The sequence below is a fragment of the uncultured Agrobacterium sp. genome, assembly GCA_913777615.1.
Lineage (GTDB): Bacteria > Pseudomonadota > Alphaproteobacteria > Rhizobiales > Rhizobiaceae > Agrobacterium.
This window is the reverse complement of the sequence record CAJYTK010000005.1, coordinates 40,907-66,901: the sequence shown is the minus strand read 5'-3', so window position 1 is coordinate 66,901 and position 25,995 is coordinate 40,907. Positions and strand designations below refer to the sequence as shown.

Below are 25,995 nucleotides of genomic sequence, written 5' to 3'. Positions count from 1 at the left end.
ATGACCATCGCAACCCGTCTGCGCCGCATCGGCCTGCCCCGTCTTATCGTCCATGCCAGCGTCCTCTTCATCGTTTTGCTCTGGCTCTTGCCGACGCTCGGCATTCTGGTCAGCTCGCTGCGCGACAAGGATCAGATCGTCGTCTCCGGCTGGTGGACGGCCTTCTCCAGTTCCAATCAAACGCAAGCGTTGCGTCTTGCTGATCCATCCACACAGACCCAGCAGGGAGACCGCTTCGTCATTGCCGGAAACGTCTTCGGTGAAGGCAAGAGCGGCCATGTCTCCGCCTTCGGCGTGCGTGTTCAGGAACCGGCAGCCTTCAAGGCCGGTACGTCTGCCGATCTCGGTGATGGCGAGACGCTCCAGCTCAACGAGGACGGTAGCTATCAATATAGCAAAAATGCCAGCTTCGAAGGATCGCGCGCAAAACGCGTCTATGTCGTCGTTTCCACGCCGCCGATCTTCACGCTCGACAATTATCGCACCGTGCTCCTCTCCGAAGGGATCGGTCAGTCCTTCGTCAACTCTCTGACAGTCGCCATTCCCGCAACCATCATTCCGATATTGATTGCGGCGTTCGCGGCCTACGCGCTCTCTTGGATGCGCTTCAGTGGCCGCTCGTTGATGATTGCGCTTGTGGTTGGTTTGATCGTCGTGCCGTTGCAGATGTCGCTCATTCCGCTGCTCCAGCTCTATAACTGGATCGGCAACGTCTTTGGCGTGCCGTCCAAGACCTATGCCGGCATCTGGTTGGCACACACAGCCTTTGGTCTGCCGCTCGCCATCTATCTGCTGCGCAATTATATCTCCGGTCTGCCGAAGGAAATCATCGAGAGCGCTCGCGTCGATGGCGCCAGCGATTTCGAAATTTTCGTCAAGATCGTCTTGCCGCTGTCCTTCCCGGCGCTCGCCTCCTTTGCCATCTTCCAGTTTCTCTGGACCTGGAACGACCTGCTCGTCGCCATGGTGTTCCTCGGCACACAGAAGGATGAACTGGTGCTGACTGGTGCGTTGAACGCGCTGCTCGGCTCGCGTGGCGGCAACTGGGAAATTCTTACCGCGTCGGCCTTCGTCACCATTATCGTGCCGCTCTGCGTCTTCTTTGCGCTCCAACGTTACCTTGTGCGCGGCCTCTTGGCTGGCTCCGTCAAGGGAGGCTGATCGAACCCATGAATGCTTTCAATCAACAGGACAATGCCATGACCGCGACCGTTTCTTCCGCTCTCACTCCCGACAAGGATTGGTGGCGCGGCGCTGTGATCTACCAGATTTATCCGCGCTCCTATCAGGACTCCAACGGCGATGGCATCGGAGACCTGAAGGGCATCACCTCCAGACTGGAACACATTGCCAATCTCGGCGCGGATGCCATCTGGATCTCGCCCTTCTTCACTTCGCCCATGCGGGACTTCGGCTACGACGTCTCGAACTACGTCGATGTTGATCCGATGTTTGGCACGTTGGCGGATTTCGATGGCCTGATTACTGAGGCACATCGCCTTGGTATCCGCGTGATGATCGATCTGGTTCTGTCTCACACCTCCGACCAGCATCCCTGGTTCGTGGAAAGCCGGTCCAGCCGCAGCAATCCGCGGGCGGATTGGTATGTTTGGAGCGATGGCAAGCCGGACGGCACGCCGCCCAACAACTGGCTGTCGATCTTCGGTGGTTCCGGTTGGCAGTGGGACCCGACCCGCATGCAATATTACATGCACAATTTCCTGACCTCGCAGCCGGACCTCAATCTGCATAATCCGGAAGTTCAGGAAGAGCTGTTGAACATCACCCGCTTCTGGCTGAAGCGCGGCGTCGATGGCTTCCGCCTCGATACGATCAACTTCTACTTCCACGACAAGGAACTGCGCGACAACCCTGCACTTGCGCCAGAACGCCGCAATGCTTCGACCGCGCCTGCCGTGAACCCTTATAATTTCCAGGAACATATCTACGACAAGAACCGCCCGGAAAACCTGGAATTCCTCAAGCGCTTCCGCGCCGTTCTGGACGAGTTCCAGGATATCGCCGCTGTCGGCGAAGTCGGTGACAGCCAGCGCGGTCTTGAAATCGTCGGCGAATACACGTCGGGCGATGACAAGATGCAGATGTGCTACGCGTTCGAATTCCTGGCACCGGATGCGCTAACCCCGGCCCGCGTTGCAGAAGTCCAGGCAGCCTTTGCCAAGGCGGCTCCTGAAGGCTGGGCCTGCTGGGCTTTCTCCAACCACGATGTCGTGCGCCATGTGACCCGCTGGGGTGATGCGGTCGAGGACAAGGATGCTTTCGCCAAGGTGCTGTCGGCTCTGCTGATGACGCAACGCGGCTCTGTCTGCATCTATGAGGGAGAAGAGCTTGGCCTTACGGAAGCCGACATCGCCTTCGAAGATCTGCAGGATCCCTACGGCATTCAGTTCTGGCCGGAATTCAAGGGCCGCGATGGCTGCCGCACGCCAATGGTCTGGGATGCCGGCCACGCGCAGGCAGGCTTCTCCACCTCCGACAAGACATGGCTTCCTATCCCGACGGAACACAAGATGCGCGCAGTCAGCGCGCAGCAGGGCAACGAAGGCTCTGTTCTGGAGCACTATCGCCGCTTCCTGGCGTTCCGCAAGCAGCACCCTGCCTTTGCAAAGGGCAAGATCGAATTCCAGGACGCGGATGCGACTGTCTCGAGCTATACCCGCACGCTTGGCAACGAAACCGTGCTTTGCCTCTTCAACCTCTCCGCAGTCGCAGCAACGGCAAACCTACCGGACGGTGAGTGGGATGTCTTGGAAGGCCACGGCTTTTCGGCTGAACGGAATGGGACGACCGTAGAACTTCCGGCATGGGGCGCGTTTTTCGCCCGGCACGCGTAACAGGATAGGGAGGAGCACCGCATGACTGGACTTATTCTCAAGGGCATCCGTAAATCCTATGGTGAGGTCAAGGTCCTGCATGGGATCGACCTCGATATCAAGCAGGGCGAGTTCATTGTCTTCGTCGGTCCGTCCGGCTGCGGCAAGTCCACGCTTTTGCGCATGATCGCCGGTCTGGAGGAAATCACTGGCGGCGAAATGTATATCGACGGCCAGTTGGTGAATGAGATCCCGCCGTCACGGCGCGGCATCGCCATGGTGTTCCAGTCCTACGCGCTCTATCCGCACATGACGGTCTACGACAACATGGCCTTCGGCATGAAGATCGCAAAGGAAAGCAAGCAGGAGATTGATCGCCGTGTTCGCGCTGCCGCCGAAATCTTGCAGTTGACGCAATATCTGGAGCGTCTTCCGAAAGCACTCTCCGGTGGCCAGCGTCAACGTGTTGCCATCGGTCGCGCTATCTGCCGTAACCCCAAAGTCTTTCTCTTCGACGAGCCGCTCTCGAACCTCGATGCCGCACTTCGCGTTGCGACCCGCATCGAGATCGCCAAGCTCAGCGAAAAGATGGCCGACACCACCATGATTTACGTGACTCACGATCAGGTGGAAGCCATGACGCTGGCAGATCGGATCGTGGTGTTGAACGGCGGTCGCGTGGAGCAGGTGGGTGAACCGCTGGAGCTTTACGAAAACCCCGCCAACCTCTTCGTCGCGCGCTTCATCGGCTCGCCGGCCATGAATATCATTGCCGCTACAGTAGAAAGTGCCGGTGAGACGACCATGCTCAAACTTGCCGACGGCAAGCCGCTTGCCGTTCACATCCCGACCACGCAAAGCGAACAGGGCAAGGCGGCATCCTTCGGCGTGCGTCCCGAAGACCTGTCAATTGCGACCGGCGACGACTATCTCTTCGAGGGCAAGGTTTCCATCGTAGAAGCTCTGGGTGAAGTGACACTGCTCTACCTGGAGGCCCCGTCAGGTGAGGAGCCGATCATCGTCAAAATTCCTGGCATAGCGCCTGTGAAGAAAGGCGAAACATTGCGCTTCTCTGCGCCGTCCGAAAAGCTACATCTTTTCGATGCACTCGGTAAAACATATCGGCGATAGTTCGCCGATATCTGCCCTACTGGTTTCAAAGACGTTTCTGCGCCAAGAAGCGGAAGTCGCTTTAGGTGTATATCTCGTTTGCAGAGGGCTGACTTGCAAACGATACGCTCCAATATGAAACCTATTTCGGCATCGTCCATTTTGCTTGCTCTTCTGGAGAAGCCTACGTCGGGAAACGAGGCTTTTCCAGTCGCAAGGCGGTTTGAAATAGTGACCTTTACGAGGGAGGTCTGGCTGTCACCCCGTCGTCGTCATTTGAGAGAAAATTAAACTCTTCTGTTTTAGGATTCTTCGGCAAAGACTTGGAAAGGAACGTCGCGTTGAACGTGCGGGCAAATCTCGGTAAGCCGACCTACTTGAGCAAGGAAGAATCTTTCATGTACGACCGGGAAGGTCGGTTCAAGATGGAAGATACGATGAACGCGGCGCGCATCGAATATACCGAGAAAGCCGTCATGAACATGGCGTCCCGCCGTTGCGACGTCGTCAGGATTTCCCGGTCCGAAGCCGTTCTCGCATTTATCACGCAGTGTAGCTTGCCTGCTGAGTTTTATCTGGACATCCCAGACGCCCGCATCAACAAGATCGGCTGCGTGTTGATGAAGACAAATGCCAACAACACTGTGCAGGTTCGCTTCCTTCGCCTTCTCAATCAGAAGGAAATGGATCGCATCTTCGTCTTCAGCACCCATCCCGCCCATCGTGACCGGACGTTGGATCTGCGATCCTTTTGATCTGTGGCCTGCCAGAGACTTTCCGGCAAACGAAACTCGGATCCTGCGTGAGATCTTGCCTTCCTTACGCGAGCCCTTCAAGCATCGTTTGTTTGAGTTTCACATTCTCGACCTCGCTGAAAACAAGATCGTCACGACCGAAATAGGACTTCTGGTTGATGGCTGACCAATCGTTGCAGACGAGCTTGTAACGCTCTTTCGTTGCGGGCTTATCCGGCATCGCGTAAAGATAGTCGCCGGTGCGTTTGGCGAGTGGAATATCGCCATCCTGGTTGCAACGGCTCAGAATCCGGTCCAGCACTTCGCCATCGACCTCCGTCACCAGCAAATTGCCCTCGAAGCGCAGGCACGCGTTGAAATCGTAGCGGCGAATGTCGCCTTTTGGCAGGCCAGCACCGAAGGAGGTGTGGCCCACGAATCCTACATCCGCTCTCGCCTTTGCGGCAATAAGCTCGGCCACGCGACGCCCTGCCTCATCCACAGTCATCGCTTCTACCGTTTTGGCCACAACCTCCCGTTCTTCTGGTGTCAGATGTTGAGCAAGCGTTTTTTCGATTTGCGCGCCAAGGGCAGGGGAGGCCGCTGCGTTGCGATCGACCGCTATGGTCTCGATGGCTGCAGCTTGGCCGGGCGCTTCGATGGTTGCAACTGCCATTGAGGTGCACCACGATCCGATGTGAATGTAGCGCGTGGCACCGACCTCATGCAGGAAGTTCAGGTGGTCATGGCCGCCCACGACCAGCGTGCCATCTGGCAGCACAGGCAGGATGTCACGGTCCGCCACCACACCGGCATGACTCATGACGATGTTGATGGCATCCGGCCTGACGATCTCGGGAAGGTTGGCCTTTGCCCATTCCACTGGCTGGGGAATGGTCAGCGCCTCGCGCGTCGCCTTTGGATAGGTGTTGATGGCGTTGGTGGCGAGCCCGGCCACAACGACCTTTTGTCCACCAATCTCGAATGTCTTGCTCGCCGGCGCGTAAGGAGCACCGCTCCGCTTGTCTATGATGTTGGAAAGGACGGTAACTCCCAGCCCTTCAGCGCGGCTGACGAAATGGGCGAGGTCGGTATCGATATCCGGCTCGTGGTTGCCGATATTCACAACGGTCGGGGCGAGTTTCGCGAGGGCTGCGAGGAAGCTCCACTCGATCTCACCTTGCGACCGCATCGCCACCGTATTACCGCTTTCGAACAGATCGCCATTCAGGAGAATGATGTGCGGGCTTTTGTCCCCGGAAATGCGCGTCTCGATGGCTGCCAGAAGCTGGCCCATGCGCTCATAGGCGGAGTGCAGGTCGGAGATGACGATGGCACGCAGCGGAGCCTTCTGATCGGCGGAGGCCGGCAAACGCATGAGCGGCAGCATGGCAGTTCCGGCCATGAGCTTCAGCGCATTACGGCGCGTGCGTGAGAAAAACGTCATACTGCCCCCATCAATTCAGGCTGCGGCACCGCCCCCGCGGCTGGCTGCACACGCCCTATAGGGCGACTATCACAGACGCATGACAGCAGAGGCGCGAGCCTTCACGTCAATAGGGAAGAACTGGAGAGGGGATGTCAAGGCGTGGCGCCAGAGCATGGCGGATGCTCTGGCTGGTGGATGACTGGGCAGATCAGTGAAAGACGCTCGCGCCCTGATCTGCCGGACCGGCGTTGCGGCGGAAGGGAGCAAAAAGCTCACGGCCCATGCCCCACTCATTGGCAGAGAGATCGGCCTGTGCTGGCTCGCGCTTGGAAAGCTCTGCCGCCGAAACCAGAACCTCCAATGTGCCCGATACGGCATCGAGACGAATAATGTCTCCATCGCGGATGAGCGAGATCGGCCCGCCATCGCATGCTTCCGGTGTGACGTGAATGGCGGCGGGCACCTTGCCAGATGCTCCCGACATGCGTCCATCTGTGACGAGCGCCACCTTGAAGCCGCGATCCTGAAGCACACCGAGCGGCGGGGTCAGCCGGTGCAATTCCGGCATTCCGTTGGCCTTCGGTCCCTGGAAACGCACGACGGCGATGAAGTCGCGGTTCAGCTTGCCGTCCTTGAAGGCGTCCTGCAACTCCTGCTGATCGTGAAAGACGATGGCAGGAGCTTCGATAATATGACGCTCCGGCTTGACGGCGGAAATCTTGATGACGGACTTACCCAGATTGCCGGTCAGCATCTTCAAACCGCCCGTCGGCTGGAAGGGTGTTTCGATACGCGAAAGAACTTTCGGATCGTGGCTCTCTTCCGGCGACGCTTCACGCTGAATGCTGCCGTTTTCGCCAAGCTTGGCATCGATCGTATAGGCTTCAAGCCCGTGACCGAAAACCGTGCGCACATCATCATGCACGAAGCCCTGCTTCAGCAGTTGCTTGATCAGGAAGCCCATGCCGCCAGCGGCATGGAAATGGTTCACATCCGCAAGACCGTTCGGATAGACCCGCGCCAGAAGCGGCACGATGTCGGAGAGGTCGGAGATATCCTGCCAGGTCAGAACGATGCCCGCGGCCCGCGCCATGGCGATCAGGTGCATGGTGTGGTTGGTGGAGCCGCCTGTTGCATGCAGGCCGACCACGCCGTTCACGACCGAGCGCTCATCGATCATCTCCCCCGCAGGCGTGAATTCGTTGCCCTGCGCGGTAATCGCCAGCGCCCGCTTCACGGCTTCCTTAGTCAACGCGTCTCGCAGCGGCGTATTCGGATTGATGAAGGAGGAGCCGGGCATATGGAAACCCATGATCTCCATCAGCATCTGGTTGGAATTTGCGGTGCCGTAGAAGGTGCAGGTGCCGGGGCCGTGATAGGACTTGGACTCGGCCTCCAGCAGTTCGGCGCGACCGACCTTGCCTTCCGCATAGAGTTGGCGAATGCGCGACTTCTCGTCATTCGGAAGGCCGGTCGTCATCGGGCCGGCCGGAATGAAGACGGCTGGCAGATGGCCAAACGTCAGTGCTGCGATCACCAGGCCTGGCACGATCTTGTCGCAGACGCCGAGATAGACGGCGGCATCGAACATGTTGTGCGACAGGCCGATGCCGGCTGCCATGGCGATGGCGTCACGGGAAAACAGCGAGAGCTCCATGCCGGGCTGGCCCTGCGTGACCCCGTCACACATGGCGGGGACTGCACCCGCCACCTGCGCAATGCCGCCTGCGTCCTTGGCCGCATCACGGATGATCTGTGGGAAAACCTCGTAAGGCTGATGGGCCGAAAGCATGTCGTTATAGGCGGTGACGATGCCGAGATTGGGAACCCGGTCGCCGGCAAGAATGTCCTTGTCGGCGGGGGAACAGACGGCAAAGCCATGAGCGAGGTTACCGCAGGAAAGGGTGGAGCGATGAACGCCCTTGGAGACCTGGAGACGAAGCCGCTCGAGATAGATCTCGCGATAAGGTTTCGAACGTTCAACGATACGGTCGGTAATTGCCTGAACGCGTGAGTCGGCAGCCATGGGCTTCATCCTGTCCTTCTGTGGAGCGTCGGCCACAGGTTTGGGAGAGCGGGCCGACGATCTTGTTTCATTGAAATACTGGCAGCGACGCCGCACGAATGCGGATCGTTACGGCGCCCAGTAGATGTTGAGTGTCGAATCCGCCCTGTTCAGCACGGATCGTATCGGCATCTCGTCCTCATCCAGATCGGACTTGGCCTTCGCAAGCGTTTCCTTTTTCGCCGCACCTTCAATGTGCAGAACGAGGAAACGCGCATCGTGGAGAGCCGAGAGGTTGAAGGTCAGTCTTTCCTCACCGGCGTTTTCCGCAGCCATGGTCAGGACGGTGCGAGGCTCGTCGAGATCGAGCGCTTCTTCCAGATTGTCACCGCCGGGAAAGAAGGACGCGGTGTGTCCATCGTTGCCCATGCCCAGGATCACGATATCGAAAGGATCGCAAATGTCTGCGGTCTTCGCTGTCGCCAGGGTTGCTGCGTCTTCAGGTGAAGCGGCAGACTGATAGAGTGGAACGAAATAGGCGGCCTTGGCTTCGTTTTGAAGAAGGTTGTCTGCGACCAGCTTGTGGTTCGAGCGATCATTGTCGGCAGGCACGAAACGCTCATCCACCAACGTGATGCTGACGCGGGGCCATTCCAGCTGTTGCTTTGACAGCGTCTGGAAGAAGAGCTTCGGTGTAGAGCCGCCCGAAACTGCCATGCTGGCAGTCCCGCGCTCGTCGATCGCGGCCTTCAGCTGAGAAACGACATCGCTGGCGAGTTTTTCCGCCAGTTCAGTCCCGTTGGTGAAGACGTGCATGTTCGGTTCCATCCGCGTTTCCACTCAATCGGCCTCATGCCAGGTACGTCCGTCGCGCTCGATCAGCGCAATCGCGCCGCTCGGTCCCCAGGTGCCCGACGTATAACCCTGGACGCCCTGATTGACGGCTTCCCAGCTTTTCAGGATCGGATCGACCCAGTTCCACGCCGCTTCCACTTCGTCGCGGCGCATGAAGAGCGTCTGGTTCGAGCGGATAGTATCCATCAACAGACGCTCATAGGCATCCGGGTTACGCACGTTGAAGGCTTGCGCAAAGCTCATATCGAGCGACACCTGGCGAAGGCGCATACCGCCCGGACCCGGGTCCTTGATGAGCAGGGACTGTTTAACGCCTTCGTCCGGCTGCAGGCGGATCACCAGCGTGTTGGCTTCGATCTTGCCAGCGGCGTCGTCGAAGATCGAGTGCGGGATCTGCTTGAACGTGACCACGATTTCAGACACACGCGTGGCAAGCCGTTTGCCGGTGCGGATGTAGAAGGGAACACCTGCCCAGCGCCAGTTGCCGATTTCCGCCTTGAGAGCGACGAAGGTCTCCGTGTTGGAAACGCCGCCTTCAAGCTCTTCCAGATAGCCCTTCACCGCGCCGCCTGCCGATGCGCCTGCGCGATATTGTCCGCGCACGGTGTTCTTTTCGACATTGGATTGGTTGATTGGCTTGAGCGCGCGCAACACTTTCAGTTTCTCGTCGCGCACCGCTTCGGCGTTCATAGAGGAAGGGGGCTCCATTGCCACAAGGCAAAGCAGCTGAAGAATATGGTTCTGCACCATATCGCGAAGCGCGCCAGCCTTGTCGTAGTAACCTGCGCGGCCTTCAAGCCCGACGGATTCCGCGACCGTGATCTGCACGTGGTCGATATGTGTGGAATTCCACAGCGGCTCGAACAGGGCGTTGGCAAAGCGCAGAACCATCAGGTTCTGAACGGTTTCCTTGCCGAGATAATGGTCGATACGGAAGATCTGCTCTTCCTTGAATACGTTGCCGAGCGTGTCGTTCAACTCCAGCGCGGAAGCCAGGTCGCGACCAATCGGCTTTTCCACCACGATGCGAGTGGATTTGGTGATCAGCTTGTGGTCACGGATCTTGGACGCGATATCGCCGAAAATTCCCGGTGCGACTGCAAGGTAGAATGCACGGATGCGATCCTTGCCTTCGTCAAGAAGCTTCTTCAGCTTGTCCCAGCCATCGTCTGACTTGGCATCGACCGGAATATAGAAGAGGCGCGCGCAAAACTTGGCAACCTGCTCCTCATCATATTCGCCAGACTTCAGATGCTCCTTCAGAGCGTCCTGTGCGAATTTGCGATATTCCTCATGTGTCATGACAGAGCGGGAGGCGCCGATGATGCGGGTCGGCTCAGTCAACTGCCCTTCCACCTGGCGGTGGTAAAGGGCAGGCAGAAGCTTGCGTTCTGCCAGATCGCCAGTGCCGCCGAAGACGACGCAATCAAAGGGGTCAACGGGAATAATTTGACTGCTCATGTCGATTCTCTCGATCTCTACACGTTAGGGGCATCCATAATCTAATCGATTTAAAAATGCCAGAGTTGATGTAACAAATAATGAATTTTGCCGCTGGCCAGTTATTCCACTGAGGGGTCCAACCGGCACTTTTGCACAATGCGGAGGCAGACCAGTTTAAAACCTGTCTCTCAACGCATACCACGTCAGTGCCAGGAACAGGAGTGGCGCCCTCAGCGATGCCCCACCCGGAAACGATGGTACGTCGAGCGCGGCAAACTGATCCAGCGCCTTGTCCTTGTTGATCACCATATCGGCGTAAAGCTTGCCGCAATAGTTGGACAGCATTACCCCATGGCCGGAATAGCCGCCAATGGAGAGCACGCCGGGCATGACTTCGCGCACGAATGGCTGGCGTGTCATGGTTATTCCGACGGAGCCACCCCAGGCGTGGGTCATCTCGACATTGCCAAGTGCCGGATAGATTTCTGCAATCTGCTTGCGGATGTGCTTGGAGATGTCGCGCGGCGAATCGGCCGTGTATGCTTCACGCCCGCCGAAGAGCAGGCGGTTGTCCGGCGTCTTGCGGAAGTATCGCACGACGAAGCGCGAATCGGCGACCGCTTCCTTGTCCGGAATGATGGATGGGAACTCGTCGAGCGGTGCCGTTGCCCCGATGAAGGAGCGGATCGGCATAACATGTGCTGCGGTGACAGGCTCCAGATTGCCGATATAGGCATTGGTCGCGATCAATACCCGGGTTGCGGTGATCGTGCCGGTACGTGTCTCGATCAGCGTCTTGCCGCCCGACTGGCGGATCGCCGTGGCCGGCGTCATTTCGAAAATGTCGGCGCCCGCCGCCTTTGCGGCCCTCGCCAGTCCGACCAGCAGTTTCAATGGGTGAATATGGCCGGTGCCGGTATCGCGCACACCGCAATGATAGTGGGACGACCCCAAGCGATCTGCAGTTTCCGCCTTCTCCATGAAGGCAATCTGCTCATAGCCATAACGGCCTGTCATGGCATCAACGCTGTCGCGATAGCTCTTCTCGTAGGCGCGCTTGTGCGACACGTTCAACTGGCCGGGCAGAAACTCCATGTCGATCTGGTTGTCACGGGCAAAATCCAGCACATAGTGCTTGGCGTTTTCTGCAAGATCGAAGAGCGCCTTGGAGCGCTCGAAGCCGATCTTCTCTTCAAGCTCATCCGGCCAAGCGCGCTGCCCGGTGCCGAACTGCCCGCCATTGCGACCAGAGGCGCCATCGCCAAACCGATGCGCTTCGATCAGCGTGACGGAAATGCCTGCACGCGCCAGAGTGTAGGCCGCCTGAAGACCGGTGAAGCCGCCGCCGATAATGGCGACGTCCGCAGTCCGCGAACCATCCATCGCCGGATAGGTCGGCCTTTCGGCAACCGTATGCTGATACCATGAAACGCCCGGCGCTATCGGGCTCTGCCATGCCATATCGTTCACCTCAAACGTTCAGCAGTAGGAACTCGCGCTCCCAAGGACTGATCACCTGCATGAAGGTTTCGAATTCGCCACGCTTCAGGCCAGCGTAAAGACCGACGAATTCGTTGCCGAAGATGCGCTCGAACTGCTGCTCCTGCTCGAGCAACGCAACAGCCTCGAGCAGACCACGCGGAAGCTCGATCGAGCCTTCATTCGCCGTCTCGTAGGTCGGCTCGGTCGGCTCGATATTGTTCATGATGCCGAGCCAACCGCAGCCGAGCGAGGCCGCGAGCGCGAGATACGGATTGGCGTCCGAACTTGGCAAGCGGTTTTCCACGCGCCGCGCCTGCGGGCCCGAGATCGGCACGCGAAAAGCGGTGGTACGGTTGTCGTAACCCCAGGCATTGTTGACCGGGCAGGCCATGTCCGGCGTCAGGCGTCGATAGGAATTCACATAGGGGGCAAGCATCACCAGCGCGTTGGGAACGTAGCGCTGCATTCCACCGACGAAGGAGAAGAACTCTTTCGATGGGCTGCCGTCCTTGTTGGAAAACACGTTTTGTCCGGTCTCGATATCGATGACGGACTGGTGAATATGCATGGCCGAACCGGGCTGGGCCTGCATAGGCTTGGCCATGAAGGTCGCGTAGATCCCGTGTTTAAGCGCCGCCTCGCGAATGGTGCGCTTGAAGAGAAACACCTGATCGGCAAGCTCGACCGGATCGCCATGGCGAAGGTTGATTTCCAGCTGTGCCGGACCCTCTTCGTGGATGAGGGTGTCGATCTCCAACCCCTGCTTCTCGGAGAAGTGATAGATGTCATCGATCAACTCGTCGAATTCGTTGATGCCGGCGATCGAATAGCTCTGTCCGCCGACGATGGAGCGGCCTGAACGGCCCTTCGGCGGATGCAGTGGGTAATCGGGGTCGTCGTTCATTGCCACGAGATAGAATTCGATTTCCGGCGCAACGACCGGCTTCCAGCCCTTCTCCTGATAAAGAGCGAGCACGTTCTTCAAGACGTTGCGAGGCGTATAGGAAACGGGTTTGCCTTCCTGATCCACCACGTCGCAGATGACCTGCGCAGTCGGATCGCTCTCCCATGGAACGACCGAGAGCGTGGAGAGATCGGGGACCAGCTTCAGGTCACTGTCACGTGGCTCGTAGCGGAAATTCGCGGTCTCGTCCGGATAATCGCCGGAAATCGTATGGCGATAAAGTGCGGATGGGAGTGCAAGAGATGTGTCACCGGTGAACTTCGCCGTCGGCATCATCTTGCCGCGTGGCACGCCAGCGAGGTCGGGGGTGATGCATTCAATGTCTTCGATGCCGCGTGCCTTCAGCCATTGCGCCGCTTCGCGCCAGGTGGAGACGCCGCGGGTAGAGGAGAGCTCAACGGTTGGTTTCTTCGCCATGGTTGCCGGTTTCTTCGGGCGGAGCATGGTTTTCTTGGGGGGCATAAATCACCGGGGTCTGTTTCGACTGGGGCCATAATAGTCAGACTTTGACAATTGGCGAGAGGGGAATGCGCATTGACAAGAAGCCTGACTTCGAAAAGAGGAAGTGCAACAAGGATAAGGAAAATCCATGACGGAAAAATGTGATGTGCTGATTTTGGGGGCGGGCGCCGCAGGCATGATGTGCGCTATCCGCGCCGGTCAGCGCGGCCGCTCCGTCATCATTCTCGACCACGCCAAGGCGCCAGGCGAGAAAATCCGCATCTCCGGCGGCGGGCGCTGCAACTTCACCAACATCCATGCAGGACCTAAGAACTACCTGTCGCAAAACCCCCACTTCGCCAAATCGGCGCTCGCCCGCTATACGCCGCGTGACTTTCTAGATCTGGTCGAGAAGCACAAGATCGCGTGGCACGAGAAGACACTTGGTCAGCTTTTCTGCGACGACAGCGCCAAAGACATTATCCGCATGTTGCTGACGGAGATGCAGGCGGTGAATGCCAAGCTGCGGCTCCAGTGCGAGATCACATTGGTAGAAGGTATGGCAACGGGCGGTTTCCGCGTGACGACGTCGCAGGGAGCGATCGAGGCGAAAAGCCTCGTCGTCGCCACGGGCGGGAAATCCATACCCAAGATGGGCTCCACCGGTTTCGCCTATCGTCTCGCCGAGCAATTCGGTCTCTCGCTGGTCGAGCCGCGCCCTGGTCTTGTGCCACTGACGCTCGATCCGGCACAGTTGGAACGGCTGTCGCCTCTCTCTGGCGTTGCGGTCCCGGCAGATGTCTCGCACGGGAAAACGGAGTTTCGCGAGGCGCTACTCTTTACCCATCGCGGCTTGAGCGGCCCGGCCATTTTGCAGATCTCCTCTTATTGGCGAGAAGGGGATACGGTTCGCCTGAAGCTTGAGCCGGAACAGGACATTGCCGAAAAGCTCAAAGCCGCCAAGAAAGCCAATGGGCGTCAATCCGCCCAGACGGCGCTTGGAGAGATTTTGCCAAAGCGGCTTGCGCAGTATCTCGTAGAGCAATCGAGCCTCACCAAACCTCTTGCCGATCTTTCGGACAAGATGCTGAGCGCTCTTGCGGCAAGCGCACAGGATTGGCAGATCACGCCCTCCGGTTCAGAAGGATATCGCACTGCCGAAGTTACCCTCGGCGGCGTCGATACCAGCGACCTCGACTCCAGGACCATGCAGGCAAAATCGGTGCCCGGGCTCTATTTCGTCGGCGAGGGTGTGGATGTGACTGGCTGGCTTGGAGGCTATAATTTTCAGTGGGCATGGGCGTCCGGTTACGCCGCAGGAGAGACCGTCTAGCGGCAATTCCAGTCAGCCTGCGTCCAGGGAATTGCTCGAACGCCTTTCTCTGACGCATCCATAATGTAGAGCGAAAACCACTTTCGCCAGAATTGCTGCAGTGCCGCGATCCTTTAACATCTTGTTAAGAGGCCCGAGTCATGCTGACCTCTATGCCAGCACAACGCGAGTTGGAACATGAGGTCTCGCTGGACGCCGGAACCCGGCATTGAACGGTCAAGTTTTTCGTTGGAAGCCGCTCATGATGATGTCCAGAAATCGCGCTCGCGCCGTCGCTATTGCCCGTGCCCGCAATGACAACCTCCTTTTTGCCTTTCGTCTCAGCCTGATCGCGGCTGGTGCTGTCGCGGCATTGCTGGCCATTGCGTTTTAAGGCTTCAAGGCAAGACGTCAGTGCTGCAAATGCGCGCCGGATGATGCCTGGTGCGCAGGTTTCAGCGTAAAATTTTTCCTCTGCTTCCCGTCTTGCTTTCTGACCTTCAGGTGCTGGCACCTTGATGAGGGCAAAGGCCACAAAAATATGCTGCATGATGAACTCCTTCCGATGAGCTTCATCATGTTGCACCGCCATTTCTGCTTTATCTGCCGCCGAAAGCGCCTTATGTTTTTCATTTATGAAAAACATTGGATGGGACACGTTTCAGCTTTTTCTTGACGTTGCACGGGGAGGCGGGCTGACTGGCGCGGCAAGCACCTCGGGCTTTAGCCCTGCGACGATCGGTCGCAAAATGCTTGAGCTTGAGCAGAAGCTTGGTAAGGCACTCTTCGTCAGGAGCCAGACGGGATATGCGCTGACGGGCGACGGTCGCACTCTTTTCGATAGTCTCCTTGCTATGGAGGAGGCCGCCGGAACGATCGATGGCTGGCTAAAATCGAGCGTCGCCACGTCTCTCGTCCGGATCGCGCTTGGCACATGGAATGCGCAGCTGATGATGAGCAACTTCGCAGCCATTTGCAGCGAACGAGATAGCTTTCGCATCGACCTCTTCATTGCCGAGCAAAGAGCGACGCTCGCACACCGCGAAAACGATATCGGCATCCGCGCTTTTGAGCCGCATGAGCGCAATCTGGCGGCGATCAAGACCGGTGATGTGGCTTATGCGGCCTATCGGTTGCGCAATGCGCCTCAATCGGTCGGGGATCGCTGGATTGCGGTCGACAAGGAGAATGCGATTTCCGCCTACCTGCGGTGGCCGCATGAGGCTGCGCTAGACAAGATCCTGGTAACGGTAAACCGCCCCTCAGCGCTGCGGGAACTCATTCTGTCCGGGGCAGGCTCTGCTGTCCTGCCGTGCTTCATCGGCGATGCGGATGCACGGCTGGTGCGGGAGGGTGCTGAAATTGAGGAGCTCCGTCATCAGCAGTGGGTGGTGATGAACAATGAGGACCGCCACCGCCGCGATATACGGACGGTGGCGGATCGAATGATCAAGTTGATCAGGCAGAATTCAGACCTTTACGCCGGTCGGACTGCTGGGCGTTGAAGCGGATCGCGATCTCTCAGTTGCGCTTTAACGCTTCAGGTCCTTCTTCAGCCGCCTGTCGTTTTCGCTAAAGCCGCTCCCTATATATGCGCGACGTGCTTTAGGCCGCAGCCTTGTTTTGCGCGACGATGACCGGGATCAGCAGATCGCCCCAGTTCCCGTCGCCGCCGTGATGGCGGGCAGAGCGGACAAGCTCGACGGAGATTCCCGCCTCGACCGCATTCATGACCGCCTGATTGAGGCGGTGGAGATCGTTCGCCAGCATGCGGATGGCAGCCTGCTGGTCCTGCGTCATGGCAGAGGACTGTTCTTCTGCCCGTTCTCTAACTCTCGAAATCGAAGCCATTGTCTTTCCTCCTCAAAGAGCATGCCGCAAACTGGCTGAATGACGGCATGCGTTAAAACAAGATCTAAAGCGTCTAAGCTTCAGCGGTTATTCTGCGGCCGGGCGGAACTGGTCGTGCTCGGTCGATTCCTTCATGGCAGTGGTGGATGAGGTGCCGCCGGAAATTGCGACGGAGACCGCATCGAAGTAGCCTGTGCCGACTTCCCGCTGATGCTTTGTTGCGGTGTAGCCGTTGATTTCGGCTGCAAATTCCGCTTCCTGAAGCTCCGAATAGGCGGCCATCTGGCGATCCTTGTAGCCGCGTGCCAATTCGAACATGCCGTAATTCAGCTGGTGGAAACCGGCAAGCGTAATGAACTGGAACTTGTAGCCCATGGCGCCAAGTTCGCGCTGGAACTTGGCAATCGTCGCATCGTCCAGGTTTTTCTTCCAGTTGAAAGATGGCGAACAATTATACGCAAGCTTTTTGCCGGGATGAACCTTGTGAACGCCTTCGGCGAATTTGCGGGCCTGCTCCAGATCCGGCTTGGACGTTTCGCACCAGATCAGGTCGCAATAGGGCGCGTAGGCATTGGCGCGGGCGATGCAGGGCTCAAGCCCGTTCTTCACCTGATAGAAACCTTCGACCGTGCGACCGGCATCGTAATCGACGAAGGGGCGGTCCCGCTCGTCGATATCGGATGTCAGAAGCTTTGCTGCTTCCGCGTCTGTTCTGGCGATGACGAGGGTCGGAACGCCCATGACATCTGCTGCAAGACGCGCTGCCGTCAGATTGCGGATATGCGCTGCCGTGGGGATCAGAACCTTGCCGCCCAGATGACCGCACTTCTTTTCCGATGCCAGCTGGTCTTCATAGTGAACGCCCGCCGCACCCGCCTCGATGAAGGCCTTCATGATTTCGAAGGCGTTGAGCGGACCGCCGAAGCCGGCTTCGGCATCGGCAACGATCGGCGCGAACCATGTGTCGACCGAAAGACCTTTGCCTTCGGCGGTCTCGATCTGGTCGGCGCGCTGAAGCGTGCGGTTGATGCGCTTGGCAAGTTCAGGTGCGGCATTCGCCGGATAGAGCGACTGGTCCGGATACATAGCCGATGCCGTGTTTGCATCGGCAGCGACTTGCCAACCCGACAGGTAGATCGCCTTCAACCCGGCGCGAACCATCTGCATGGCCTGATTGCCGGAGAGCGCGCCGAGAGCATTGACGAAGCTTTCCTCGTTGATGAGCTTCCAAAGGCGGTTCGCGCCCATTTCGGCCAGCGAGTAGCGGATGTCGATCGAGCCGCGCAGCTTCAAAACGTCTTGCGCCGTATAGGTGCGCTCGACGCCATCGAAGCGTCCCTGTGGAGCGTTTGGAACAAGCTTGTAAAAATCAGTCATATCTCTCTCCCATGTCTATGTGCTGTCGATCTTCGTCGCCGCTACTTATCTTGAGCTGCATCGATCTGATGTAACAGAATTTACATCTCTCGATTTCGAATGGCTATATGAAAAGGAAAAACAGTGACTTGAAACGAGTTATGATGTATTGTCTTTGACAGAAGGCACGTGTAAAATTGTAAATTTAGTAAATATGATCTGTGCCGTAACGTTGTTAGCTTTTGTCAAAAGTGGGGGATGATGGCAGAGACCAAGATATTCGCGGGGCCGCGGGTGCGACGGGTGCGCAACGGCTTGGGGCTGACGCAGACTGCCATGGCGGAGGCATTGTCCATTTCTCCGTCTTATCTCAATCTCATCGAACGAAATCAGCGGCCGCTCACGGTGCAGCTGCTGTTGAAGCTCGCATCCGTCTACAAGGTCGATCTCGACGATTTGCAAGGCGAAAGCGGTGGCATTACCAGCCAGCTGCGGGAAGTCTTTGCAGATCCGTTGCTTGCGGATGAGATCCCTTCACCCCAGGAGCTGGTTGAAGTTGCGGAAGCCGCGCCAAATGCTGCCATAGGTGTCGTCAAGCTTTACAGAGCCTATAGCGAGCAGGCGAAGCGTTTAAGCGATCTCTCCGAACTCTTGGCGCGCGAGGGGCATCAGACGACCCTATCGGCTGCCCGCCTGCCCATTGATGAGGTCCGGCAAGTCTTCGAAAGCAGGCCCGGACATTTCCCTGTCATCGACACGGCGGCAGAGGCTTTCCACGCCACGCTCGGCGCTGGCGACGATCTGACCTCGGCGTTGAGGTCGTGGTTGCAGAAAAACCATGGCATCGTCGTGCGTAGTCTGCCCGTGCATGCCATGCCGAACCTTAGACGCCGCTATGACCGGCACTCCATGCGTCTGTTTCTCTCCGAGCGGCTCTCCGGCCACGATCAGCTTCGCGAACTGGCCATGGAGGTCTCGCTGCTCGCGCTGACTTCGGAAATAGCGCAGGAGCTGGAGGGGCTTGCGCTTTCCGGTGAGGAAGCCCGGCGCATTGCCCGGTTCGAGCTGGCGCGCTATGCCGCACATGCCTTGATGATGCCCTATGCGCCCTATCTGGCTGCGGCCCAACGGGCGCGCTACGATATCGATGTGCTGCGCGGGCGCTTCAATGTGTCTTTTGAACAGGCGGCCAATCGCCTCGTTACCCTGGCAAAACCGGGGTCGCACGCGCTACCGTTCTTCATGATGGAAACCGACAGTTCAGGGAACCGCTTCCGCAAGGCTGGGGCGCAAGGCTTTCCGCAGGCAAAATTCGGGGGCCTCTGTCCCCGTCTGAATATTCATGCCGCTTTTGCTCAGCCGGGACAGGTTCTGGTCGAAAGCGTGCAGATGCCGGATCGTGAAACCTATGTGACCATTTCGCGCACACTTGAAGGACCGCAGGCGGGCTTCGGCGAGCGGGTGCGCCGTACTGCATTGATGTTGGTGGTTGAGATGGCGCATGCCAAAGATATCGTCTATGGCGATGCCGCCGGCGCGTCGGGCCTTGCCATCGCTATTGGGCCGTCGTGCAGGCTTTGCGAGAGGCAGGGATGTCTGTCGCGTGCGGAGGCGCCTTTGACGCGCCCGCTTGGTCTCGACGAAATGGTGACCGGTCTCAGCGTCTTCGATTTCCAATAGAACGCCGTGTCTTCTGCTGGACACATTAACGACGCCCGACCCTTTTGGATCGACTTATGGGCGCAAAAATAGGGCCCCGGCTTTCGCAACGATACCATCGGGTGGCCCGGCAAAACCGGCGCCGCGGGGCTTTTGCGGTGATGGGTGGTGGGTCGTGCATATTTGCTCCACAGCGTCCTTTGCTCGAAATTTTCGCACTGCACATTTCTGCTTGCCGAGGCAGCTTTTCCTTTTTAGTCTCACGACAAAACAAAGGGGTTTGCGCAGTTTCTCGTCATGCGCCACATCAGGAGAAATCATGAGTTACCGATCGCTTCGTTTCACTCTGGCTTTTGCCACGGCCGTTCTCTCTGCCGGCGCTGCCTTTGCCCAGGAAAAGGTCGTCCACGTCTATAACTGGTCGGACTACATCGACCCTTCGATCCTTGAGGACTTCACCAAGGAGACTGGCATTAAGGTCGTCTATGACGTGTATGATGGTAACGAGGTGCTGGAAACGAAGCTCCTGGCAGGCAATTCCGGCTACGATGTCGTAGCCCCCACGTCGCCCTTTCTTGCACGCCAGATCAAGGCCGGTGTCTATCAGAAGCTCGACAAGTCGAAGCTTCCGAACCTGAAGAACATGTGGCCGGAAATCACCACGCGTCTTGCGCAGTACGACCCCGGCAATGAATATGCCGTCAACTATATGTGGGGCACCACCGGCATCGGCTATAATGTCGCCAAGGTGAAGGCCGCATTGGGTGACGTGAAGATCGACAGCTGGGACGTCCTGTTCAAGCCGGAAAATGCCAAGAAGCTGCAATCCTGCGGCATCAATATTCTCGACGCTTCCGACGAGACCTTTGCGATCGCCATGAACTACATCGGCAAGAATCCCGACAGCAAGGACACTGCCGATCTCGAGGCTGGCGGCGATGTCTACAAAGCGATCCGCCCTTACGTGAAGACGTTCAACTCATCGGCCTATATCGATGAACTGGCTAATGGCGATAGCTGCATCACCATCGGCTGGTCCGGCGACATCCTGCAGGCCAAGACCCGTGCAGAAGAAGCCAAGAACGGTGTCGAGGTCAATTATGTGATTCCGAAGGAAGGCACCTATATCTGGATGGATTCCTTCGCAATTCCCGCTGATGCCAAGAATGTCGAGGCGGCACACACCTTCATCAACTATATGATGAAGCCGGAAGTGGCTGCCAAGGCTTCCGATTTCGTCCAGTATGCAAACGGCAACCTAGCCTCGCAGGCGGTGATGAATCAAGCGGTTGCGAAAAACCCTTCCGTCTATCCAGACGAGGCGACGATGAAGAAGCTCTTCACCATCTCGCCCTATGGGCCGCGTGAGCAGCGCGTTCTGAACCGCGTCTGGACCCAGATAAAAACCGGAAGCTGATCCGTATTTGGACAGAAGGGGCAGGCAGTGAAAGCCTGCCCCTTTGACGTTCCGCCCTTTTCGCGAAACAACACAGAGCAGGTCATGGCGAAATCACTCGGTCCGGTAAAACGCAAATTCTCTCCCTGGACAGACCCTTCCTCGGTACCTTTCATCCGGTTCGAAAACGTGACCAAGCGGTTTGGTGATTTCACCGCCGTCGATAATCTGACGCTTGACATTTACGAGCGCGAATTCTTCTCGCTGCTGGGACCATCGGGTTGCGGCAAGACCACGCTGATGCGCATGCTGGCAGGCTTCGAGGAGCCGACGTCTGGTCGCATTCTGCTGCAGGGCAAGGACATTTCCGGCGTGCCGCCCTATAAGCGTCCGACCAATATGATGTTCCAGTCCTATGCACTCTTCCCTCACATGTCGGTGGAGAAGAATATCGCCTTCGGCCTGGAGCAGGATGGTCTGCCGAAAGCCGACATCGCTGCGCGCGTCGACGAAATGTTGCGCCTCGTCAAGCTCACCGAATTTGCCAAGCGCAAGCCGAGCCAGCTTTCGGGTGGTCAGCGACAGCGTGTGGCTCTTGCGCGGTCGCTTGCCAAGCGGCCAAAGGTTCTTCTTCTGGACGAACCGCTTGGTGCGCTGGACAAGAAGCTGCGTGAAGAAACCCAGTTCGAGATCATGGATCTGCAGCAGACGCTCGGCCTCACCTTCCTGATCGTCACCCACGATCAAGAGGAAGCCATGACGGTTTCGGACCGGATCGCGGTTATGGACAAGGGTATTGTAGTTCAGGTTGCAACACCTGCCGAAATATATGAGGCGCCGAATAGCCGCTACGTGGCCGACTTCATCGGTGACATCAATATTTTCGAAGCCAAAGTCGAGAGCAAAACGCCTGCCGAAGCCAAGCCCGCGCAGGTAATGTTGGATTGCGAAGGCCTGAAGGTGATGGTGGAGCAGGATTGCGCCGCCGGCGTTGGCAGCCCGGTCGCTTTTGCGGTTCGCCCGGAGAAGGTTCGCATCTCGCTCGATGCGCCTGCCGATGGAACGATGAATGTCGCACATGGCGAGGTTTGGGATATCGGCTATCTCGGGGATTTCTCCATCTTCATCGTCAAGCTGGATGATGGTCGCATCATGCGCGCCGCCCAGGCCAATGTCTCGCGCCTCGTCGATCGCCCCATCACATTCGACGACAAAGTCTGGCTAACCTGGAAAACCGATTCCGGCCTTGTTCTGACCCGATAGGAGAGTGACAGATGGCGATCCCTTCTCCTGAAAGCCGCCGGAATCCACTGCAATGGCTGGTGGTGGCTGTTCCCTATTTCTGGCTCCTGCTGTTCTTTGCGGCCCCCTTCTTCATCATCGTCAAGATATCGCTCTCCGATACGGCTATTGCCATGCCGCCCTATGTGCCGGTCTTCGAAGGCTTTAGCCGGATCGGGGAGTTCTTCTCGCAACTCGATTTCGACAATTACCTGTTTTTGACCGAAGACCCGCTCTATATCGAGGCCTATCTGTCCTCGTTGCGGATTGCGGTCATTTCGACGCTGCTGCTTCTTTTGATCGGCTACCCCATGGCGCTCGCCATGGCGCGGGCACCGAGCCACATTCGCCCGACTTTGGTCATGCTTGTCATCCTGCCGTTCTGGACGTCGTTTCTGATCCGCGTCTACGCCTGGATCGGCATTTTGAAGCCGGAAGGGCTTTTGACGGTTCTGTTCCAAACGCTTGGAATTCTCGGCCCGGACGAGCAGGTCAACATTTTCCGCACCGAGATTTCCGTCTTCATCGGCATCGTCTATTCCTATCTTCCCTTCATGGTGCTGCCGCTCTATTCGGCTCTGGAGAAACTCGACAACACGCTTCTGGAAGCTGCCGCCGATCTTGGCTGCCCGCCCTGGAAGGCCTTCTGGAAAATTACCTTCCCATTATCATTGCCAGGTGTGGTGGCAGGCTCGATGATCTGCTTCATTCCGATCACCGGTGAGTTCGTCATTCCCGATCTTCTCGGCGGCGCTCAGACGCTGATGATCGGCAAGACACTCTGGACCGAATTCTTCGGCAATCGCGATTGGCCGCTTGCCTCGGCGGTAGCCGTCCTGCTCTTGCTGTTGCTGGTCGTGCCGATAGCCATCTTCCAGAACCAGCAGAAAAAGGCGGGATGAGCGATGAAACGCGGTAAGTTCGACACGACTATCCTCACCCTCTGCTTCGCCTTTCTCTACATCCCGATCCTGATCCTGGTGATCTATTCCTTCAATGCCTCGAAGCTGGTGACCGTCTGGGGCGGGTTTTCATTTCACTGGTATCAAGCCATGTGGTCGAATGAAGGGCTGATGGATGCGGCATGGATCACCGTGCGCGTGGCAGTTCTGAGCGCTACCATCGGAACGATCCTTGGGACGCTAGCCGCCCTGTCGCTGACACGCTTTGCGCGCTTCCCGGGACGCATATTGTTTTCCGGAATGATTTATGCGCCGCTCGTCATGCCGGAAGTTATCACCGGCCTGTCTCTCTTGCTTCTCTTCGTGTCTATTGGTGTCGATCGCGGTTTCTGGACGGTGGTCATCGCTCACACGACCTTCACCATGTGCTACGTAGCGATCGTCGTTCAGTCCAGGCTTCTGACGTTCGACCGTAGCCTCGAAGAGGCAGCGCTCGATCTCGGCTGCCCGCCGGTAAAGACCTTCTTCCGCATCACTCTGCCTCTCATTCTGCCAGCGGTCGTTGCAGGCTGGATGCTGGCATTTTCCCTGTCGCTGGACGATCTCGTGATCGCAAGCTTCACCACGGGGCCTGGCGCTACAACGCTGCCGATCAAGATCTATTCGCAGGTCCGACTGGGGGTGACACCGGAAATCAACGCGATCTGCACCATCCTCATTGCGTTGGTGACGATAGGGGTGATCTGCGCTTCGATCACATCCAAGCGGAACGAGCTCCAGCGTATGAGAGATGAGCATGCCGCTGCCAAAGGCTGAATGATATTCAGCATGCCCTACAAAGGCGTATCGTGACTGGGGCGGGAGGAGGCCACCAATGACTGATACAAATCCACTCTGGCTGCCCTCGGCCGAGCGTATTGCGCAATCGCCCATGACGCAATTCATGCAATGGTGCGCCGATCGATACGCATCGAGCTTCGCAAATTATGATTCCTTTCACCGTTGGTCAGTGGATGAGCCTGAAGCCTTCTGGAGCGCTGTTTGGGCCTATTGCGGTGTCATCGGAGAGCCGGGATCACGCGTTCTGATTGAACGCGGGGATATCTTGAAGGCGCGCTTCTTCCCGGATGCCGAGCTGAATTTCGCCGAAAATCTCTTGATCCGCAGCGGGCCTGAAGATGCCACTATCTTTCGTGGCGAAGATAAGGCCGACGAGCGCTGGTCCTGGGATCGGCTAAGCGAGGAAGTCTCGCGGTTGCAGCAAGCGCTTAGCGATAGGGGCATCGCGCCCGGCGATCGGATCGCCGCCATGATGCCAAACATGCCGCAAACGGTCGCGCTGATGCTGGCAGCCACATCGCTCGGTGCGGTCTGGTCGTCATGTTCGCCCGATTTCGGCGAGCAGGGTGTGCTGGACCGTTTCGGCCAGATCGGCCCGAAACTCTTCATCGCCTGTGACGGCTACTGGTACAATGGCAAACGTCAGGAGGTCGTCGGTAAGGCGAAAGCCGTGGCTGAGAAACTTGGCGTGACGCTACTTCTCGTGCCCTATGCAGGTTCTGCCGCCGATGCAGATCGGACGGATGAGCCGGGCCTTGTTCGATATGACGATTTCATTCGGGCCTATCGCGGTAGAAAGCTGCGCTATAGCCGTCAGCCCTTCAACCACCCGCTCTACATTCTCTTTTCTTCCGGCACCACCGGAGTGCCGAAATGCATCGTGCATTCGGCCGGCGGAACGCTTTTGCAGCACCTGAAGGAACATCGTTTCCACTGTGAATTGAAGGAGGGGGAGCGGCTGTTCTACTTCACCACCTGCGGCTGGATGATGTGGAACTGGCTTGTAACCGGGCTTGCCTCCGGCGCCACGCTCTGTCTTTACGACGGTTCGCCTTTCGCACCCGACGGCAACGTGCTGTTCGACTATGCGGAGAAGGAACAGTTTGCGGTCTTCGGCACCTCAGCCAAGTATATCGACGCGGTGCGCAAGGCCGGTCTTGAGCCTGGAAAGACGCATGATCTTTCGGCGCTCAGGCTCGTCACGTCTACGGGGTCGCCGCTATCGCCGGAAGGCTTCTCGTTCGTGTATGATGGTATCAAAAGCGATATACAGCTTGCATCGATCTCGGGCGGAACCGACATCGTCTCCTGCTTCGTGCTCGGCAATCCGGTAAAGGCGGTCTGGAAAGGTGAGATCCAGGGTCCGGGACTTGGTCTTGCTGTGGACGTCTGGGACGACGAGGGCCAGTCTGTTCACGGCGAAAAAGGCGAACTCGTCTGCACCGCTCCCTTTCCCTGCCAGCCCATCATGTTCTGGAACGACGCGGATGGAGAGAAATACCGCGCAGCCTACTTCAGCCGTTTCGAGAATGTCTGGTGCCATGGCGACTTCGCCGAATGGACGGCCCACGGCGGGCTGATTATTCACGGACGCTCGGACGCGACCCTGAACCCGGGCGGCGTGCGCATCGGTACAGCCGAAATCTACAACCAGGTCGAGACGATCGATGAGGTGCTGGAAGCGTTGTGCATCGGCCAGGATTGGGATGGCGATGTGCGCGTGGTACTCTTTGTTCGCCTGAAAGAAGGCGTGGCGCTCGATGATGCCCTCACTGCACGGATCAAGAACCGTATCAGAACGGGCGCTTCGCCGCGACATGTTCCGGCGAAGATCATTGCCGTTGCCGATATCCCGCGAACCAAATCCGGTAAGATCGTTGAACTTGCGGTTCGCGATATTGTCCATGGACGCCCGGTCAAGAACAAGGAAGCGCTGGCCAATCCGGAAGCGCTTTCGCATTTCGAAAACATCGCTGTGCTGCAGAGCTGATGAAGCTTGAAGCTTCGCAAATATTCGATAGATCCACTCTGTTCGCGGCGATTTGGCACTCGCTAGGATTTGTTGCCCGTCAATGGTTGGCTGTGCTTTTAACCTTCTCTT

21 protein-coding genes are annotated in these 25,995 nt (G+C 57.8%); 12 read left to right on the top strand and 9 right to left on the bottom strand.

Features of this window, described 5'->3' with window-relative positions; genetic code table 11:
• The 4 genes from QZ862_RS04040 to QZ862_RS04025 all read left to right on the top strand — a co-directional run bounded on the left by QZ862_RS04040 (position 1) and on the right by QZ862_RS04025 (position 4,699).
• The gene (locus QZ862_RS04040; RefSeq protein ID WP_296039066.1) at positions 1–1,161 is read left to right on the top strand and encodes a carbohydrate ABC transporter permease; all 1,161 of its coding nucleotides are present in this window, start codon (positions 1–3) and stop codon (positions 1,159–1,161) included.
• A 38-nt stretch (positions 1,162–1,199) separates the two neighbouring features.
• Positions 1,200–2,855, top strand: coding sequence for an alpha-glucosidase family protein (locus tag QZ862_RS04035; RefSeq protein WP_296097690.1), 1,656 nt, complete (start codon positions 1,200–1,202; stop codon positions 2,853–2,855).
• Between the two features lie 21 nt (positions 2,856–2,876).
• On the top strand, positions 2,877–3,965 hold the full coding sequence (ugpC, locus tag QZ862_RS04030; protein ID WP_296039062.1) for a sn-glycerol-3-phosphate ABC transporter ATP-binding protein UgpC: 1,089 nt from the start codon (positions 2,877–2,879) through the stop codon (positions 3,963–3,965).
• A gap of 377 nt (positions 3,966–4,342) precedes the next feature.
• Positions 4,343–4,699, top strand: a complete 357-nt coding sequence (locus tag QZ862_RS04025) for a hypothetical protein (protein WP_296039111.1) — start codon at positions 4,343–4,345, stop codon at positions 4,697–4,699.
• A 64-nt stretch (positions 4,700–4,763) separates the two neighbouring features.
• On the opposite strand, the gene QZ862_RS04020 is transcribed toward QZ862_RS04025, so the two are convergent.
• The 6 genes from QZ862_RS04020 to QZ862_RS03995 form a co-directional block, all read right to left on the bottom strand.
• Complete coding sequence (locus QZ862_RS04020; protein ID WP_296097688.1) at positions 4,764–6,125, bottom strand: metallophosphoesterase; 1,362 nt, start codon at positions 6,123–6,125, stop codon at positions 4,764–4,766.
• Positions 6,126–6,315: 190 nt separating this feature from the next.
• Positions 6,316–8,133 carry a phosphogluconate dehydratase gene (edd, locus tag QZ862_RS04015; protein WP_296039059.1) on the bottom strand — a complete coding sequence of 606 codons (1,818 nt, stop codon included), beginning with the start codon at positions 8,131–8,133 and terminating at the stop codon, positions 6,316–6,318.
• 108 nt (positions 8,134–8,241) lie between these two features.
• Positions 8,242–8,940 (bottom strand): 6-phosphogluconolactonase, encoded by a 699-nt coding sequence (gene pgl, locus QZ862_RS04010; protein ID WP_296097686.1) that lies wholly within the window; start codon positions 8,938–8,940, stop codon positions 8,242–8,244.
• A gap of 12 nt (positions 8,941–8,952) precedes the next feature.
• Positions 8,953–10,428, bottom strand: a complete 1,476-nt coding sequence (gene zwf / locus QZ862_RS04005) for a glucose-6-phosphate dehydrogenase (RefSeq protein ID WP_296097684.1) — start codon at positions 10,426–10,428, stop codon at positions 8,953–8,955.
• Between the two features lie 156 nt (positions 10,429–10,584).
• Positions 10,585–11,871 carry an FAD-binding oxidoreductase gene (locus QZ862_RS04000; protein ID WP_296097682.1) on the bottom strand — a complete coding sequence of 429 codons (1,287 nt, stop codon included), beginning with the start codon at positions 11,869–11,871 and terminating at the stop codon, positions 10,585–10,587.
• Between the two features lie 10 nt (positions 11,872–11,881).
• Positions 11,882–13,318, bottom strand: a complete 1,437-nt coding sequence (locus QZ862_RS03995) for a glutamine synthetase family protein (RefSeq protein ID WP_296097680.1) — start codon at positions 13,316–13,318, stop codon at positions 11,882–11,884.
• Between the two features lie 127 nt (positions 13,319–13,445).
• Here QZ862_RS03995 and QZ862_RS03990 point away from each other — a divergent pair, with 127 nt between their 5' ends.
• The gene (locus tag QZ862_RS03990; RefSeq protein WP_296097679.1) at positions 13,446–14,630 is read left to right on the top strand and encodes an NAD(P)/FAD-dependent oxidoreductase; all 1,185 of its coding nucleotides are present in this window, start codon (positions 13,446–13,448) and stop codon (positions 14,628–14,630) included.
• Between the two features lie 124 nt (positions 14,631–14,754).
• Here QZ862_RS03990 and QZ862_RS03985 read toward each other — a convergent pair whose 3' ends face one another.
• Complete coding sequence (locus QZ862_RS03985; RefSeq protein ID WP_296039051.1) at positions 14,755–15,255, bottom strand: hypothetical protein; 501 nt, start codon at positions 15,253–15,255, stop codon at positions 14,755–14,757.
• On the opposite strand from QZ862_RS03985, the gene QZ862_RS03980 reads away from it, so the two are divergent.
• On the top strand, positions 15,245–16,114 hold the full coding sequence (locus QZ862_RS03980; protein ID WP_296097677.1) for a LysR family transcriptional regulator: 870 nt from the start codon (positions 15,245–15,247) through the stop codon (positions 16,112–16,114). The genes QZ862_RS03985 and QZ862_RS03980 overlap by 11 nt on opposite strands.
• A gap of 100 nt (positions 16,115–16,214) precedes the next feature.
• On the opposite strand, the gene QZ862_RS03975 is transcribed toward QZ862_RS03980, so the two are convergent.
• Together QZ862_RS03975 and aceA are read right to left on the bottom strand one after the other, a co-directional pair.
• A complete protein-coding gene (locus QZ862_RS03975) occupies positions 16,215–16,460 on the bottom strand; it encodes a hypothetical protein (protein WP_296015665.1) in 246 nt (81 codons plus the stop codon).
• A gap of 87 nt (positions 16,461–16,547) precedes the next feature.
• Positions 16,548–17,837, bottom strand: coding sequence for an isocitrate lyase (gene aceA / locus QZ862_RS03970; RefSeq protein ID WP_296039048.1), 1,290 nt, complete (start codon positions 17,835–17,837; stop codon positions 16,548–16,550).
• Between the two features lie 240 nt (positions 17,838–18,077).
• On the opposite strand from aceA, the gene QZ862_RS03965 reads away from it, so the two are divergent.
• From QZ862_RS03965 to QZ862_RS03940, 6 genes are all read left to right on the top strand, one after another.
• Positions 18,078–19,496, top strand: a complete 1,419-nt coding sequence (locus QZ862_RS03965; RefSeq protein ID WP_296097675.1) for a short-chain fatty acyl-CoA regulator family protein — start codon at positions 18,078–18,080, stop codon at positions 19,494–19,496.
• A 298-nt stretch (positions 19,497–19,794) separates the two neighbouring features.
• Positions 19,795–20,892, top strand: a complete 1,098-nt coding sequence (locus QZ862_RS03960; protein ID WP_296039045.1) for a polyamine ABC transporter substrate-binding protein — start codon at positions 19,795–19,797, stop codon at positions 20,890–20,892.
• Between the two features lie 84 nt (positions 20,893–20,976).
• Positions 20,977–22,134 (top strand): ABC transporter ATP-binding protein, encoded by a 1,158-nt coding sequence (locus QZ862_RS03955; protein WP_296015658.1) that lies wholly within the window; start codon positions 20,977–20,979, stop codon positions 22,132–22,134.
• Positions 22,135–22,145: 11 nt separating this feature from the next.
• Positions 22,146–23,054: an ABC transporter permease subunit gene (locus QZ862_RS03950; RefSeq protein WP_296015656.1), complete on the top strand. Its 909-nt coding sequence runs from the start codon at positions 22,146–22,148 to the stop codon at positions 23,052–23,054.
• A 3-nt stretch (positions 23,055–23,057) separates the two neighbouring features.
• Positions 23,058–23,870, top strand: a complete 813-nt coding sequence (locus QZ862_RS03945) for an ABC transporter permease subunit (protein ID WP_296039041.1) — start codon at positions 23,058–23,060, stop codon at positions 23,868–23,870.
• A 58-nt stretch (positions 23,871–23,928) separates the two neighbouring features.
• On the top strand, positions 23,929–25,884 hold the full coding sequence (locus QZ862_RS03940; protein ID WP_296097673.1) for an acetoacetate--CoA ligase: 1,956 nt from the start codon (positions 23,929–23,931) through the stop codon (positions 25,882–25,884).
• Positions 25,885–25,995 lie beyond the last annotated feature (111 nt).